Source organism: Stenotrophomonas sp. C9D9, from assembly GCF_056491205.1.
In genome coordinates this window covers 957019-970757 of sequence record NZ_JBSZIF010000006.1, presented here as the reverse complement: position 1 = coordinate 970757, position 13739 = coordinate 957019, and the positions used below count along the sequence as shown (strand labels likewise).

Here is a 13739-nt window from a genome sequence, read left to right as displayed (position 1 = left end):
TTTTTCTCCTCCGCCTGCAAGTCGGCAGCGTGACTGAAATGGCTTTGAAATTTGAGATTGAACCAATTAGGGAGAAGTGCCATGGGCCTTCAAACCATGCAGTCTAGAATTGAGAGTCGCCTCAATGACTTGATAGAGATATCGCGAGACGGGAAGGCGTTCTATGAGGAAGCCTCGGATCGAATAGAGAGCTCGGAGCTTTCCGATCTCTTCATGGGCATTGCAGGGGTTAAAGGCGAGCTGGTCGAAGAGATCAGTAAAATTGTTTACACAAGTGGTGGTCGCCCCGCAGAGCGGGGCACATTCGTGGGTGCAATGCATCAGTACTATGGGAAGATGCTCGCGGCGTTTGGCGAGACCCAGTACCAATATGTGAAACAGTTGGAGAAGTCTGAAGAGCGTCTCGTTCAGACATTCAACGAAGTTCTCAATGATCCGGACCTATCTCAGGACGTGAAGAGGGAGGTTGCGCGGATGATCCCCAAGGTCAGTGAATGCCATTCCGTGATGGTGAATCGGCTGCAATCGATGCATCCGCACTGAAGTCGAACTTTTCGCAGCAAACTGATACGCCGTAGATGCCCTGCGCGTAGGTCTGATTGCAGGGTCGCTGCCCTGGCTTGTCTGGCTAACTTGTTGACCAAGTTCAGTCAATTGCTTGGCACCATCGCTAAGCAGCGCAGTGCCGAGACGGGTTCCGAACGATTCCCAGGCAGACAGCACGGTGTTGGAGCGCACCTTTCTGGGCGTCCTCCCCACAACGATCAGTGACCTGTTGGCAAAAACCTACGTCATTACCAACCCGGTGACCGGCGAAGAGAGTTTCGTTGATGGCGATGATCAAGGCGGCGACAGACACCGTCTATCTTGCGAACCTGCAGCCAGCAGCAGGCGTGGCCTCGCAGCCTAAGGTGGAGCCCGATTTGGCCGGCTAAGGGACTGGCCTTGGTCAGTTGGAATCCGCTGTCAGATTGCGGGGACGATTCGGTGCTTCAGAGAGCTGCGATCTTCATCGTGGACCTGACCGAGGTGCCACTGGGGTTTGGGGAGTCCCAGCCCGTTACATCGCCCCAACAGCCGCTGCGGCCAGATGGCATCCATGTGCTATCCCGCCCGGATCACCGCCGCCTCCCTTAGGACGGCATGGGCCATCTTAGATATGGCCGGCTATTGAGACACGGGAGCGGGTTTGGCGTAAGGCTGTGGGGCTTTGCCAGATGGTGGATCCGAGTATCGTGGAGGACAATCAAACCGACTATAAGCAAGAGGATCAACCGTTGAGCGCTTCCATGCTTCCGAGAATTGTCGGTTTCGATGTGCCGCAGCTACATGAGCGCGTCGATTCCTCTACTGATGAGGCCATCATTGCGTTGTTGGATCTTGCGCCGGGTGCCCGCTGGACTGAACTCTTCGTGAGGAAGTGCGAGGCCCTGGCGTCTCAGCTCTCCTTGGCAGAAGTCCGGGTTGAAGGCTGCAAGATCTACTTTTACGGGTCAATCAGCGACTCAAGAGCGCTCGCCGATGCGGTCATGTCCATCGTTCACGTGCTGAATGATCAGCTCATGCGAGAAGGGAACAACGCAGCCTCGCGCGAAGAAAACTCCTAGGAGCAAGAGAGGCGCGACCAGCATTGACCTGCGATCTCCGCTGCGCCAGGGTGACCGCGCAGACTGGATCGGGCCGCAAGTCTGCCCTCGAGGTCACCCAGCCATTCTGCGCGCGTTCCGTGCGGGTCTCTGATGTAGATGTCACATGCGAGCCGGATGACCGGGTCAACTTCATGGCGGAAGCTAATGGCCGGTAGCGCACCAGAGTTGAATGCCAATCCCCAATGCGTGAGTTCACGTTCGACGTCAACGAAATCCTTGTTCCTCTTGCGTTCCATGTTCTTCTCCTGTTAGAGCTGCACTGTACACCCTTAGAATCGGCGGCCTGTTCATGGCGCTTGTTCATACTGGCGCCAATCGGGCACGGCTGCGTAACACGCTGGGGGCCATTGTGGGGTGGCAGCAGATGGCTGCATCGGAGTAAGACATGAACAACACTTCCCAGAACCAGAACGACAGTCGCAACTCGGATGCCGATAAGAAGCAGCCGGGTCAGCAAGGCCAAACAGACGGGAAGGATCTCGGTGGTGAGGACTTGGCCGGAAAGCAAGGGCAGCAACAGCAGCAGCCGAACGGCACTGAGCCTGGCCAGCCAAGCCCCGGCCAGGCCCAAAAGGTCGGTATCGATCGCGACAATCGTCGTTGATGCATAAGGGGTGGCCGCGCCGAGCGCGGCTCCTTCCGTATCAACAGGATCGCTGAAATGTCGTCCCACGCTCAAGCTGTGAACTTGATGACGAAGATCATGTATCAATCTCGCCCGGCGACCACGACGACGATGGCTCAGTGCAGGACGTGCCAAGGGCAAAGCCCTGGTGGAATGGAGTGTGCGCGGTGTTTGACTGAAAAGTTGGGAAGGGTGATTGCGAATAGAGGCGCTGCTCTTTGCTGGCTTGAGTCGTTCCTGAAAGTTCAGCGAGACGAAGCACACGTGTTCATATGTGCAAAGAGAGTTGATGCGTCAGCCTTGTAGCAGTCGCATTCCGGCCTGACATTGCGCAAGCGTATGCTCGGTACATCTAGGAGCAACGCTATGAATTTCCCGATATGCATCTACGATCGAACGGGTACTGGGCTCCGGCTTCCTTCCGAGTGGTGGATTGATCTGCAGTCAGATCTCCCCGCTCTAGTCAACGGTAGTGAGCGCATAGATCTGCCAAGTTCCTCGAAAGATGAGCGCCCTCGCCTGGATCCTGAAGTTCTCAGTGATCTATCCAGACGAATCCGGGGCTCGCAATGGCTAGAGTAGATCCAGCCCAACCGCCAGGCGTGCGTTGGCTTTTCTTCCGACTTCGCAATGGGCAGTCGATCAGCCCGGCTAGGCTAATGTCTGTCTGGTGCGAAGCTACGGAATCAACCGAGTGCGCAGTCCGCCGCGAAATTATTGACGGCGCTGGATACGTATATGCTCTCTATGCACCAAATGGACTGCGCTCCCCCCGTCGTGTGGAGCTGCGCATGAGAGCACTTCTGGAAGAAGCCGGGTATGCCTTTACGATGGGGAGTTTGGCTGGAAGGCACCCAGCCGATGGCTGAGCGGCGCCGCTTCCAAGGCTGAAGGACCATCGTCTTGTGGATTCCCTGCAGCCCCGAATGCTCCCTTGTGCCTATCCAGGCTGTTGAGGAGCGCTGCCTAAGCGGCAAGCCACCATCTCCGAGAGTGTGGTCGCAGCTTATGAAGGGCTAGCTGGTTCGCCTATTTGCTCCGTTAGAACTGTAAGGGCCTGCTCAAAGGCGGCGACGAAGAGCTCGCCGCCATCGTCTCGGTGCTTTGCCGCGATCTTTGGCAGCAACTGGAGCCACACATCGGACAGGTGCTCGCGCGCGGGATGGGTCGCGACGGCCATGCGCAGCCCATACTCCATTGCTTTCAGATAACCGCGATGGACTTCGATCGCGACTTCGCAGGAATGAAGCCGGTCCAGCAGTTCGGAGATGCCATCGTTCATTTAGGGGCCTCGGTATCGAACGGATCGTCGGGCTTTGGGTCGAATAGCGCAAGCAGACGCTCACGACGGCACTGCTCGAGCCAGTGATGCCAGATCTCCATTTCGTCCATCAAACCTGTGGCTGCGCAAGCTGGGCAGGTGAGGGTGGTTCCCTTCGAATCGGTTTGAAAGCCTGCGTCTTTAGTCATTGACGACCTGAGTCCACAGCTCTTGCAGGTTGAGCGTACCTGCTTTAGGTGGATGATCGCGCCATTGAGCGCAAGCTGGGGCAGGATCGAATGAATCCTGAAGGCATTGGGAGGGTGCATAGCCGTGCCGTTGTGGGGCTGGACACGGGAGCAAAGGATTTTGCACCGGAGAAGAGCCACTAGATTGCAGTGTCTACTCCATGATGTGAGCATCACATCACACCAAGCTCAAGTGGACGCTTGCGCTCACTCGCGTAAGCCTCACGGCGATTGGACTCGAAGCACTCAAGCTGCCATATTTCCCGGAACTTCCCCGTGCTTTCTAAATGAGCATCCTCAACGTTCTGCTGCGTCCTGACCAGCTCCTTGTTGCGGTTGATACTCTCGCGGAGGACGCCCGAACCGGAGCCCATTCGTCCGGTGCAAAGGTGTTGCTGATCCCGCAGCACAATTTGGTGTTGGCGGCACGCGGGTCCACTCAGTTCTTTCTTCGCATCTACGAGCTCGTACTCCAGGCAAGCTTCCGTGCCGACTTCACGATGGAGCAGCTATCCGCAGAGCTGGGGCTGGTAGTGGATCAACTGTGGCCGGATTACGTGAGGGCGGCTGCGGAGGCCAACTTGCCGGTTAAGGGGCTTGGGATCGAGCTGGTGCTAGGCGGGTGGTCTCCGAAGCGTAATCGAATGATGGCCACGGCCTATGCCAAGAGCGAAAACTCGAAGGAAGCGACAGTGCAAACGTTGGAGGGGGGCTTAGCTTCGCCTGGCGAGCCCTTGGCCGGCAGGCCAGACAGCTTTGCCCCAGCCGATGTACTCGCAGCTGGCAAGATCCAGGCGGCATGGCTCAACAAGCGGGTGGGGCGCCAGGTGGCCGGAGGCCGGCTTTTGGCTACAGTGCTCCGGGAGGGACAGGCGGTGACACAGGACTTAGGACCTATCTAAGTCTTCCGGCGTCAGCCCAGCAAGAGCCAGGATTCGATCCTTCCTCATCTGCTCACCCCATAGAATCCACGCTTGCTCAGTGGTCAAGATCCCTGTCACCTTGCAACTGCGACAGGTGAGCTCGACACCGCTTTCTACGTTGGCAAGTCCGGCTCCCAGGGCCATACGCGACTCGTCTCCACAGGCCCCGCACTTGGCTTGCAACGATTGAACTTGTTCGATCGTTCCATTGAGGTGCAGCAAAGGACGGATCCGAAGGATCCGGAAAGCGTTGGGGGGTGTCATGTGTCGTGCCTGTAAGGGGCTAGACACGGGGGCGAAGGATTTCGCGCCTGAGAGGAGCCAGATGCGTCAACCATACATCATGAATAGTTAAGAACGTGGAGCTTGACAAGATATTTGTGCCAGTTTGCTCGCCTGCGTCGCAAGCGTAGGCACCATTGAGGTGCCTACGACCTGCGCTGGGTTACTTCGGCATCAAGACCGTGTCGATCACATGGATGACGCCATTCGATTGGCCAACGTCGGCGATGCTGATCGCAGCCTTGCCTCCCTTGGCGTCGACTACCCACAGCTTCCCATCACGAAGCGCGACGATGAGGGGTTCGCCCTGAACAGTCTTCAACGTGGCTTTGCCGCCATGCTTCTTGGCGTCCGCCATAAGCTGGGCGGAGCTGTAGCTGCCTGGGACCACATGGTAGGTCAGGATCTTGGTCAGCTGAGCTTTGTTCTCAGGCTTTGCCAGCATATCCACAGTGCCTGCCGGTAGCTTGTTGAACGCCGCGTTGGTCGGGGCGAAAACGGTGAAGGGGCCGGCTCCGTTGAGGGTGTCAACCAGGCCTGCTGCCTTGACCGCAGCGACCAGTGTGGTGTGGTCCTTGGAGTTGATGGCGTTCTCGACGATCGTCTTGGTCGGGTACATCTCCGCCCCACCGACCATGACTGTGCTAGCGGCGAAGCTGGACGAAGCTGCTGAAACGAGTACGGCGAGACTCACTGCGGTGGCAATGCGCTTAAGAGTGTTCACTGTGCGTTCCTTGATAGGTTGCCTGCGGTGCGCAGACATCCCACATACGTTCTGGCAGTGAGTCTGGATGCATCGCGGAAGTACCAAGGCGGAACGGTTCAGGGAGGTCGCTGCCGCGTTCGCAGCCTGTGCGACAGCCAGCCGTATCCTTCCGGCCATGCTTCCCTCCCACGGCTACCAAGGCTTCCGCGCCGCCCCGATCCCTACTGGCTGGGTCCAGCTGGGCGATACCTGGGTGCTGTGGTGGAACGGCTCGCAGATAGTCAACGTCTCGCCAGCCAAAGATGGGGGCGTCCGCGTCCGCCTCAATGCTCGGAAGATGTGGGATACCAAGGACGTGCGCGCCGCCAGCATTGCCCAGGGCAAGCGCTACGCCGAGCGCTGGTGCGCGGCCAGATTCTACCCGGAGATGCGCCTGCGCGCGGCTGTGGCCCGGCTACTGGATGCGACACCAGCGGAGCCGCTCGAACCGCTGCCCGGCCTGCGACCGACCCGCGAGCAGCAGGATCAGGCCCGGCGCCTGGCCGAGGCAACGGCCATCGCCACAGCGCGGGTCAAGGAAGCGTTGGAGCCGACCAAGCCGCCGGCGACCAAGCCCCGCCCGAAGGACGCCCGTAAGTCGTGGGTGAGGGCAGGGCTTCAGCAGCTGCAGCGCGGCGTCTGAGAGGCCCGAGCGCGCTCCGCAATTGCTGCGGATACTGCGTTTCTCTAGGTAAAAATGAACCCGCAACGCGGCACATTGCGGAGCGGAAAGCAGGGGTAAGTCATTGAAACATATGTATTCCTGACGAGCTTCCCAAGCTACTGCTTGGAGTGGCTGCAGCCGTCAGGCTCGCCCCGTTTGGCACAGCTTTGGCACAAGTTGCCCCTTGACCGTTGGTACGTATAAGGAGATCGCCCCCCTCCTAAGGGGAAGGTCGCCCGTTCGAATCGGGCCGGGGTCACCATAAATCAGATACTTACGCCGAATCGCGACACACTGGTTTTCTGTATTTCTCAGCATTTCTCAATGCTTTGGTCACAGTGGTCACAATGGCGAATCAATAAGTTAGCCCGCCCCCTGGGCGCCGTCGTCGCGCTTGGGCGTCAGATGGACGTAGAACTTCTCTGCGGTGGCGTAAATCGCGTGCCCGGCCAGGATCTGTACTTGACGCAACAGCACTCCGGCCATGACATGGATGGGCGCAGAACATGCGCCCCAGGCGGTGAAGACTTCCACCCAGCCCTGCCGACGTTGCATCGTCCTTGAACCAGTCGCCTGCACCAACAGGTCGGGCAGGGTCGCCGGCTCGCTACTCGGTCTTCGTGCGCGTCGTGGCGTTCCGGATACGGGATCGCAGGCAGCTCAACCCTGGGCGCGTGAGCAGCGACGCGCCGGTTCTGCAAAGTGGTCTGGCGTCCCTGGACTTCGCCGATCTGCTCGGTCAGAACTGATGGAAATTGCTGAAAGGCAGCGGCGAAGAGATCGCCGCCGCCATGGCTACGGCTCCAGGCCCGCTACCTCAATGAGCAGAAAGAATCCGGGGGCGACATGAAGTAGTGTCCCCGCTCGCGCGGGGACGTTCGTGCTCGTCATGAGGTGCGGATCAAAAGCGCTTCAAGTCCAGCGCATGAGAACTTGGTATTCGGTTGCCGATTACTGGCAAACGTACTCAGCAGAGCTTTCGTAGAATCGGTCGTAGAAGTCATCGGGCATGTGGCCGGAGCCGAAGTACACCAGCTCTCTACGGTAGAGGTGGCTGACGCCATACACGCCTGGTGAGCTGCAGGTCGCCGGCATTGGGCCCTGGTAGGTCTGACCGCTGAAAGTGTGGTGGTTCTCCTCGCAGGAATAGCCGCCACCAACGCCTTGGGGATCCGGTCTGCAGTTACCGCCAGAGCCCTTCATCTCTTGAAAACCGGTGTATGCGTCGGTGGGGCACGAGCCCAGCCCTTCCGAACCCCAGTCGCCGTACAGGTAGACACCGCTTGGCCCATCCACGCCGCCCTGGCAGAAGTTGGTATAGGCCACTGGGTAAGGCTGGATGGTTTCCGAATCCACCCAAAGCACGCGGCCCGTCGGCACCCATTGGCCGGCGAAGGCGCTCTGGGCGAAGCCGGCTGACAACAGAGCAAGTGACATGCCCAACATCAGGCGACGAGGGGTTGAGCGGGCAGTCCTGCAGTCGTTTTGCATTGAGTTCACTTCCGTCTCTCCATGAGTAGGGTAGTGCTGCACTGCCCGCGCACGGTCGCAACAGTCCTGCAGTGATGCAATCGGAAAACCACCACGATGGCTGTAGGAGAAGCCCTATGGCGCGACGCAAGGTGCGTCACGTGGCTGATTCTGAGCAGCTAAGGCCGGTATTCGGGAGGTTTGCAGTTATTGAGACGCCTGGGCGTCCTCTTCCGGCCATGATCTCCGCCACCTACCGCTGTCCGCACATTGAGGACGCACCGCAGGAAAGTAGTTGCGTCGCCGAGAGGGCGACCTGCGGGGGCCCCGCACAGGCAAGCGCAGTGTCCATCTTCCGGACACAAATGCCTGTACAACTGGAGATGGCCTGCGCCTGGAGGCACGATCAGCTCAGGCTCCGGGCTGCCGGCGCGCAATCTTCCATAGCAATCCGCCCGATATCCAAGCCACCAGCGCAAGCACAAGCATGCCGATCACGAACGCGTCCCTGTGCTCGGGCGGCACTGGATTGAGGTAGCGCAACGACAGGAATGGCTCGACGTCCAGGATTTCAGTCGCAGCGAGTGAGCTGAAAAGCATCGCCAGCACGAGGCCGGTAAAGCGCGGCCGCTTGCCGCGTTCTTTCTTCTCGCCCGTCAGGAACCAGACGAGGCGGAACAGCTGTATCGCCGTCGCGGCGAAGGGGAGGCAGATGCATAGCACCATCACGCCAAGCGCAAGAACACCCAGGATTGACATCATGCGTCCTCCTTTGGACCAGTGATCAAGGGCCGTGTTCAAATGCGCCGCAAAGTGGGGACATTCCGGGTCACACTTTGCTTGGCAAGCCTGCGCTCATCCAGACCTGAGCGCGGTTGGCCGGGGTCCACTCTACTGAACTGGAGAGCGACGCAGAACCAGAAGGGTTCAGACCCGGTGGGTTCCAGAAGGCACCGGGACATTCTCGGGTTTCTCGCGTGAAAGGCTGTTCGCTCCAGGACGACTACAGCAGCTCCAGGCCGCGCAGCACCTCCGCCACACGCGCCCGCTCTTCACCGTGCAGCCCAAGCAGCGGCCGTGGCAGGCAGTCCTCGGCACACAGGCCCATCAGCGCCGCCGCGCATGCCATCACGCGGATGCCGCCGAAGCGGTCGTACAGCGCCCAGAGCGGCGCCAGCCTCGCCGACATGGCCTGGGCCGTCGCCATGTCGCCGTTGCCGGCCGCGCAGGTGATCTGCTGCACCGCCTCCGGGAACAGCCCGCCGGTTACCGAATACCAGCCATCGCAGCCGGCGGCCAGTCCATGTACGGCGGCCGCGTCGCCGCTGATGCCCAGCGTGACATGCGCAGGAAGATGGGCACGCAGTGCCGCGACGCGCGCTGCGGCTTCGGCAGGATGGTCGGACAGGCGTGGAAGCTTGATCGAGGCGATGTTGGGCAGGGCGGCGATCCGCCCATGCAGTTCATCGCTGAACCGGAAGTGGGTGGTGCCGGGATTGTCGTAGACGCAGATCGGGGTGTGCACTGCCATGCACACCGATTCGAAGAGCGTGAAGACCTCATGGTCCTTCAATGGCTGGTAGGACACGGGTGCCAGCAGCAGGCCGGCCGCACCGGCATCCTCGGCATCCTTTGCCAGAGCCAGCACATCGCGAGTGCGCAGCGCTCCGATACCGACGATGACCGGGACGGTGCCTGCGTGGGCCAAGGCTTCGCGCAGGACACGCATGCGCTCGGCTTTTTCCAGGTAGGCGTAGCTGCCGGTGGAGCCGAGCACGCCCATGGAGTCCACGCCGGCCGCTGCGAGGCGCTCGACCAGCCCGGCGAAGGCGCGCAGGTCGATGCTCGATTCGGTCATCGGCGTAAGAGGAAAGGCGCTCAGGCCGTGAATCATGGCGAACCTCGAGGGCAGAAGGAAAAGAGAGATCGCCAGGTGTGGCGACCGTGGACGATCGGCATTGTTTATTGTCCTAGGACAAAATTCAAGCGCTGCCCTGCAGCGTGATTCGGCCGCGAGGATCGCGCACCATGGCGGCCATCCTTCCTTGCGCGCACGCCATGACTGAGTTCCTTCGCCCCGTGCAGCCTCCGCACTACGCCGCCATCGGCGCGTGGCTGGATTCGGCCAGCGCAACCCAGCGCTGGGCCGGTCCCGGCGTGGCGTATCCGCTCGCGCCGGAGGCGTTCGCGCAGGCGCTGCAGCTGTCGCAGCGCCCGGGGTGTGTGCTGCTGGATGCGCGTGACCAGTGCGTTGGTTTTGGCCAGTACTGGCCAACGACCGCCGGCACGCTGCACCTGGGCCGCATCATCGTTTCGCCGCAGGCACGCGGGCGTGGACTGGGACGTGTACTGATGCAGGCGCTGATGGCGCAGGCGTTGCAGTCGGCCGGGGTGGAGCGGCTGACCCTGCGTGTCTATCGTGACAACGTCGCCGCGGTGACCCTGTACCGCGACCTGGGCTTCCAGGCGATGGAAGACGCTTCGACGCCGGAACTTCTGTTCATGCAGCGCCGTGCCGGCTGAGTCGTGATCACGCGCGCAGCACGGCAGCCTGTTGCGCCTGCCATTGCTCGCGGGTGATGCGGCTGATGTGTTCGGTGCGGTAGTCGCCGAGGAAGCTGTTGAACTTGTTCACGTCGGTATGGTGATGCTGGAAACCGCATTTGCTCTGTGCGCTCAGTGATTGCAGGTTGTCGGCGAAGTAGCCGCACCACAGTGCGTCCAGGTGCAGGTCGAGGAAGGCATGCTGCATCACTTCGCGCACCGCTTCGGGTACCAGGCCGCGGCCCCAGTACGGCACGCCGATCCAGTAGGCGATCTCACCTTCGCGCTCGCCGATCTCGAAGTTGCTGTCGGCACCGATCAGGATACCGACGCAGCCGATGGCGTGGCCGTCCTCGCGGCTCTGCATCGCGTAGACCTCGGGCCGGTTGAAGACGGTGCCGATGATGTGGGCACTTTCCTCTACGCTGGTGTGCACCGGCCATCCGGCGATGGGCCCGACGCGCGGGTCGCGGGCGTATTCGTACAGGTCGGCGGCGTCGGTGTCGCGCCAGGGGCGCAGGATCAGGCGTTCGGTGTGCAGGGGCATGGCCATTCAGGGGCAGGAAGAGAGCGCACAGGCTAGGCCGCGCCGGGCGAAGGGCACAGGGCGGGACCTTGATGCTTTCGGTACTTTTCACAACTGCCTCGTTGGCGCGGGTATGCTGTGCCCCGGAATCCAGCCGGATCGGCCCATGGACCGCATACCCCAGCTTCTGGATCAGGACGAATCGATGCGCCTGGAGGTCAGCACGCTGGCCGAGGGGCAGGGCATTCCGCTGTCATTCGGGCACGCGTATCTGGCGGTTCTGGTGTGCGTGTCCGGGCGTGCGCGCTTCGCACTGAACTTCCGTGAGGTGGCGGTGCAGCGGCACGACGTGCTGGTGCTGGCCGAGGACACGCTGGCGCTGCTGCGGCAGCGATCGCGCGGCTTCCTGGCGGTGGTCTGCCTGATGCCGAAGGCGCTGGCGTCGGAGGTGGCCTATGTGCTGCCCAACGCACTGTTCAAGTTCCTGCACGAGCATCCGCATTGCGTGCCGTCGCCGCTGGAGGTGCCGCTGCTGCAGGGCTGGCTGCAGCAGCTGATGGATGCGCAGCACACGGGTGGCCGCTATCGGCACGTGATGCTGCGCAACCTGTTGCAGACGTTTTTCCTGAAGTTCGCCACGCTGCTGCCAGTGCAGAAAGTGGCGGCAGCGCCGGTCAGCCGGCGCGAGCGCCTGGCCTGGAGTTTCTGGGAGCTGGTCGGCCAGCGCAGCACCCGCCAGCGCGACGTGCAGTCCTACGCCGACGCGTTGTGCATCACGCCGTTCTATCTTTCCCAGCTCACCCGCGAGTGCTTCGATGAAACGCCCAAGGCGTTGATCGACCGCCAGGTGGTATTGGAGATCAAGGCGCTGCTGAGCTACAGCGAGCTGCCGATCGGGCGCATCGCCGAGCGGTTGTGCTTCGAGGATGCGTCCTACCTGTGCCGCTACTTCCGGCGGCACACCGGGCAGTCGCTGACCGGCTACCGCCGTGCGGGGCAGGGCGGTGCTAGTGGGATACGAACAGCGGTGCCGGAACTTCGGACAGCAGATCCTCGGTAACCCCGCCGAGCACGCGCTCGACCACCCGGCTGCGACTGTAGGGGCCCAGCACCAGCAGGTCGGCCTCGGCATCGAGGACATGCTGGCGGATGGTTGCGGCAACACCGCCCTGTGTGGAACTGATCGCCTGGATCTCGACTTCGACACCGTGCCGGGCCAGGTGCTGGGCCATCTCGGCACCGGGCGTGGCCTCGGCCTTGGGCGTGTCGACCATCAGCAGGTGAACCGCCTGCGCGCGCGCCAGCAACGGCAGGGCATCGGCCACGGCGCGACGGGCCTGTTTGCTGGCATTCCAGGCCACCACGATGCGCCGGCCGACCTGTTCGCCTTGCCAGTGTGGCGGCACCAGCAGCATCGGCACGCCGGTCTGGCGCAGCGTGCCCAGCGGACGCCAGCCGGAGGGCGCGCCGGGCGTGTGCGGATAGCCGGCGATGATCAGGTCGCAGTACAGCGATTGCAGGGCCAGATCGGCGCCACCGAGATAGTCCGAAACGATGCGCAGTTCGGTGCTGATCTGCAGTGGCTCGCAGGCCGCGCGCAGGTTCTGCATGAGCTGCGCGGTGCAGGCGGCGTCGGTGCGTGCTTCGTGGTCGAGTGCGGCGGCGATGCCTGCGCCGCGGGCGAAACCGTTGGCGATGTCGGTGGGGTGCTGGGCGGTGGATACTGCAACCAGGTGCGCCTGCTGGGCCTGCGCCAGATGGGCGGCGATGTTCAGTACGCGCTCCCCGGTGTCGCTGGCATCGAACAGCACAGCGATGTCGCGTAGTGGATGCAGCATGGCGTTGTCTCCTTCGATGCCTGTGACGCGTTCCCTGCCATGCACCGACCCGGGTGCACCGGACGCGCCTTCGTTGTAGCGCATCCATGATTCGGATGAATCATTTGTGATTCAGTTTATTAATTGATGATTCATGCTAGCGTGAGTGGACCCCGCCTCCAGGCCCCTCCATGCGACCTGCCGCAGCACGTACACGCCGCGACCTGCACCACGCCCTTGCTGCCACCCTGGTCAGCCATCCGCGCTGCACACTCAGCGAGCTGGCCAGTGGCGCCGGTATCAGCCGGGCCACGCTGTATCGCTTCGCACCCACCCGCGAAGCGATCGACGAGGCGTTGTTTGCTGCGGGCTTCGAGCGCCTGGAAGCCGCAGCCACGTGGTTCGACGGGGATGCCGATGCGATGCAGGTGCTGGAGCAGGTCACCCACGCCCTGCTGGCGGACTGGGAACTGGTGACGCTGCTGTTCGCGCGCATGATGGAAGAGCAGCAGCGGCAGGGCGACCTGCACCTGTTGCCCGAGCGCTGGGCGCCGATCGGCGAGCGTTTCGAGGCGTTTTTCCTGCGCGGCCAGCACGCTGGCGTGTTCAACGTCGGATTCAGTGCAGTGTGGCTGGCGGACTTCTACTGGACCTGTTTCTACGGCATCACCTGGTCACTGGCGCGCGGTCGGCTGGCACCGGCGATGGCGGCATCAACGTTGCTGGCGTCGTTCCGTCATGGGGCGATGAAGGCCTGAGTGCGATGCCCGCGGCGCGTATCGCGTCGTGATGGATGGGCACTGCAACGTGCGCCGAATTTGCGTGGCGTCTTGCCGGAAAGGGCATTCGTACTGCCGGAATGGTGCACTGCGTGCCGCCATCGGGTTGCTACAACTGTGGTCGTGAAAGCGTGCTCGATTTTGCAAAACTAAATGAGACGTTCATCACGCTATTGTTGCAGTGCGGTATCGTAATCGTAGAACTT

The 13739-nt window shown here is 61.6% G+C and carries 17 protein-coding genes; 9 read left to right on the top strand and 8 right to left on the bottom strand.

All coding sequences use genetic code 11. From position 1 onward, the window contains the following. Positions 1-81: 81 nt before the first annotated feature. The 4 genes from ACXI0D_RS19960 (at position 82) to ACXI0D_RS19945 (ending at position 3143) form a co-directional block, all read left to right on the top strand. Positions 82-543: a PA2169 family four-helix-bundle protein gene (locus tag ACXI0D_RS19960; protein ID WP_142234544.1), complete on the top strand. Its 462-nt coding sequence runs from the start codon at positions 82-84 to the stop codon at positions 541-543. A gap of 692 nt (positions 544-1235) precedes the next feature. Further along, positions 1236-1607 carry a hypothetical protein gene (locus tag ACXI0D_RS19955; protein WP_259337325.1) on the top strand — a complete coding sequence of 124 codons (372 nt, stop codon included), beginning with the start codon at positions 1236-1238 and terminating at the stop codon, positions 1605-1607. A gap of 427 nt (positions 1608-2034) precedes the next feature. Continuing rightward, on the top strand, positions 2035-2253 hold the full coding sequence (locus ACXI0D_RS19950) for a hypothetical protein (protein ID WP_479643019.1): 219 nt from the start codon (positions 2035-2037) through the stop codon (positions 2251-2253). A 590-nt stretch (positions 2254-2843) separates the two neighbouring features. After that, positions 2844-3143 carry a hypothetical protein gene (locus ACXI0D_RS19945; RefSeq protein ID WP_142234548.1) on the top strand — a complete coding sequence of 100 codons (300 nt, stop codon included), beginning with the start codon at positions 2844-2846 and terminating at the stop codon, positions 3141-3143. A 137-nt stretch (positions 3144-3280) separates the two neighbouring features. Here ACXI0D_RS19945 and ACXI0D_RS19940 read toward each other — a convergent pair whose 3' ends face one another. Beyond that, positions 3281-3556, bottom strand: a complete 276-nt coding sequence (locus tag ACXI0D_RS19940) for a hypothetical protein (RefSeq protein WP_099529571.1) — start codon at positions 3554-3556, stop codon at positions 3281-3283. 514 nt (positions 3557-4070) lie between these two features. Between ACXI0D_RS19940 and ACXI0D_RS19935 the strand changes: the two genes are divergently transcribed. Then, positions 4071-4685, top strand: a complete 615-nt coding sequence (locus ACXI0D_RS19935) for a hypothetical protein (RefSeq protein ID WP_479643018.1) — start codon at positions 4071-4073, stop codon at positions 4683-4685. A gap of 466 nt (positions 4686-5151) precedes the next feature. Here the strand turns inward: ACXI0D_RS19935 and ACXI0D_RS19930 are convergent, their stop codons facing one another. Next, complete coding sequence (locus ACXI0D_RS19930) at positions 5152-5751, bottom strand: fasciclin domain-containing protein (RefSeq protein WP_479643017.1); 600 nt, start codon at positions 5749-5751, stop codon at positions 5152-5154. Between the two features lie 118 nt (positions 5752-5869). Between ACXI0D_RS19930 and ACXI0D_RS19925 the strand changes: the two genes are divergently transcribed. Further along, positions 5870-6376, top strand: a complete 507-nt coding sequence (locus tag ACXI0D_RS19925) for a hypothetical protein (protein ID WP_479643016.1) — start codon at positions 5870-5872, stop codon at positions 6374-6376. A 384-nt stretch (positions 6377-6760) separates the two neighbouring features. Here ACXI0D_RS19925 and ACXI0D_RS19920 read toward each other — a convergent pair whose 3' ends face one another. From ACXI0D_RS19920 to ACXI0D_RS19905, 4 genes are all read right to left on the bottom strand, one after another. Next, entirely contained in the window at positions 6761-6952 is a 192-nt protein-coding gene (locus ACXI0D_RS19920) for a hypothetical protein (protein ID WP_479643015.1), read from the bottom strand. A gap of 396 nt (positions 6953-7348) precedes the next feature. After that, on the bottom strand, positions 7349-7834 hold the full coding sequence (locus tag ACXI0D_RS19915) for a hypothetical protein (RefSeq protein ID WP_259337326.1): 486 nt from the start codon (positions 7832-7834) through the stop codon (positions 7349-7351). 444 nt (positions 7835-8278) lie between these two features. After that, positions 8279-8629, bottom strand: coding sequence for a hypothetical protein (locus ACXI0D_RS19910; protein ID WP_119006157.1), 351 nt, complete (start codon positions 8627-8629; stop codon positions 8279-8281). Positions 8630-8870: 241 nt separating this feature from the next. After that, on the bottom strand, positions 8871-9761 hold the full coding sequence (locus ACXI0D_RS19905; RefSeq protein WP_119006158.1) for a dihydrodipicolinate synthase family protein: 891 nt from the start codon (positions 9759-9761) through the stop codon (positions 8871-8873). A gap of 164 nt (positions 9762-9925) precedes the next feature. Here ACXI0D_RS19905 and ACXI0D_RS19900 point away from each other — a divergent pair, with 164 nt between their 5' ends. After that, positions 9926-10390 carry a GNAT family N-acetyltransferase gene (locus ACXI0D_RS19900; protein WP_119006159.1) on the top strand — a complete coding sequence of 155 codons (465 nt, stop codon included), beginning with the start codon at positions 9926-9928 and terminating at the stop codon, positions 10388-10390. Positions 10391-10397: 7 nt separating this feature from the next. Here the strand turns inward: ACXI0D_RS19900 and ACXI0D_RS19895 are convergent, their stop codons facing one another. Further along, a complete protein-coding gene (locus ACXI0D_RS19895) occupies positions 10398-10958 on the bottom strand; it encodes a GNAT family N-acetyltransferase (protein WP_119006160.1) in 561 nt (186 codons plus the stop codon). A gap of 145 nt (positions 10959-11103) precedes the next feature. Here ACXI0D_RS19895 and ACXI0D_RS19890 point away from each other — a divergent pair, with 145 nt between their 5' ends. Continuing rightward, positions 11104-11997, top strand: a complete 894-nt coding sequence (locus tag ACXI0D_RS19890) for a helix-turn-helix domain-containing protein (protein WP_119006161.1) — start codon at positions 11104-11106, stop codon at positions 11995-11997. Here the strand turns inward: ACXI0D_RS19890 and ACXI0D_RS19885 are convergent. Then, positions 11945-12775 (bottom strand): universal stress protein, encoded by an 831-nt coding sequence (locus tag ACXI0D_RS19885; RefSeq protein WP_119006961.1) that lies wholly within the window; start codon positions 12773-12775, stop codon positions 11945-11947. The two genes, ACXI0D_RS19890 and ACXI0D_RS19885, sit on opposite strands and share 53 nt — an antisense overlap. 170 nt (positions 12776-12945) lie before the next feature. Here ACXI0D_RS19885 and ACXI0D_RS19880 point away from each other — a divergent pair, with 170 nt between their 5' ends. Further along, a complete protein-coding gene (locus tag ACXI0D_RS19880; RefSeq protein WP_101765357.1) occupies positions 12946-13512 on the top strand; it encodes a TetR/AcrR family transcriptional regulator in 567 nt (188 codons plus the stop codon). Positions 13513-13739: the final 227 nt, after the last annotated feature.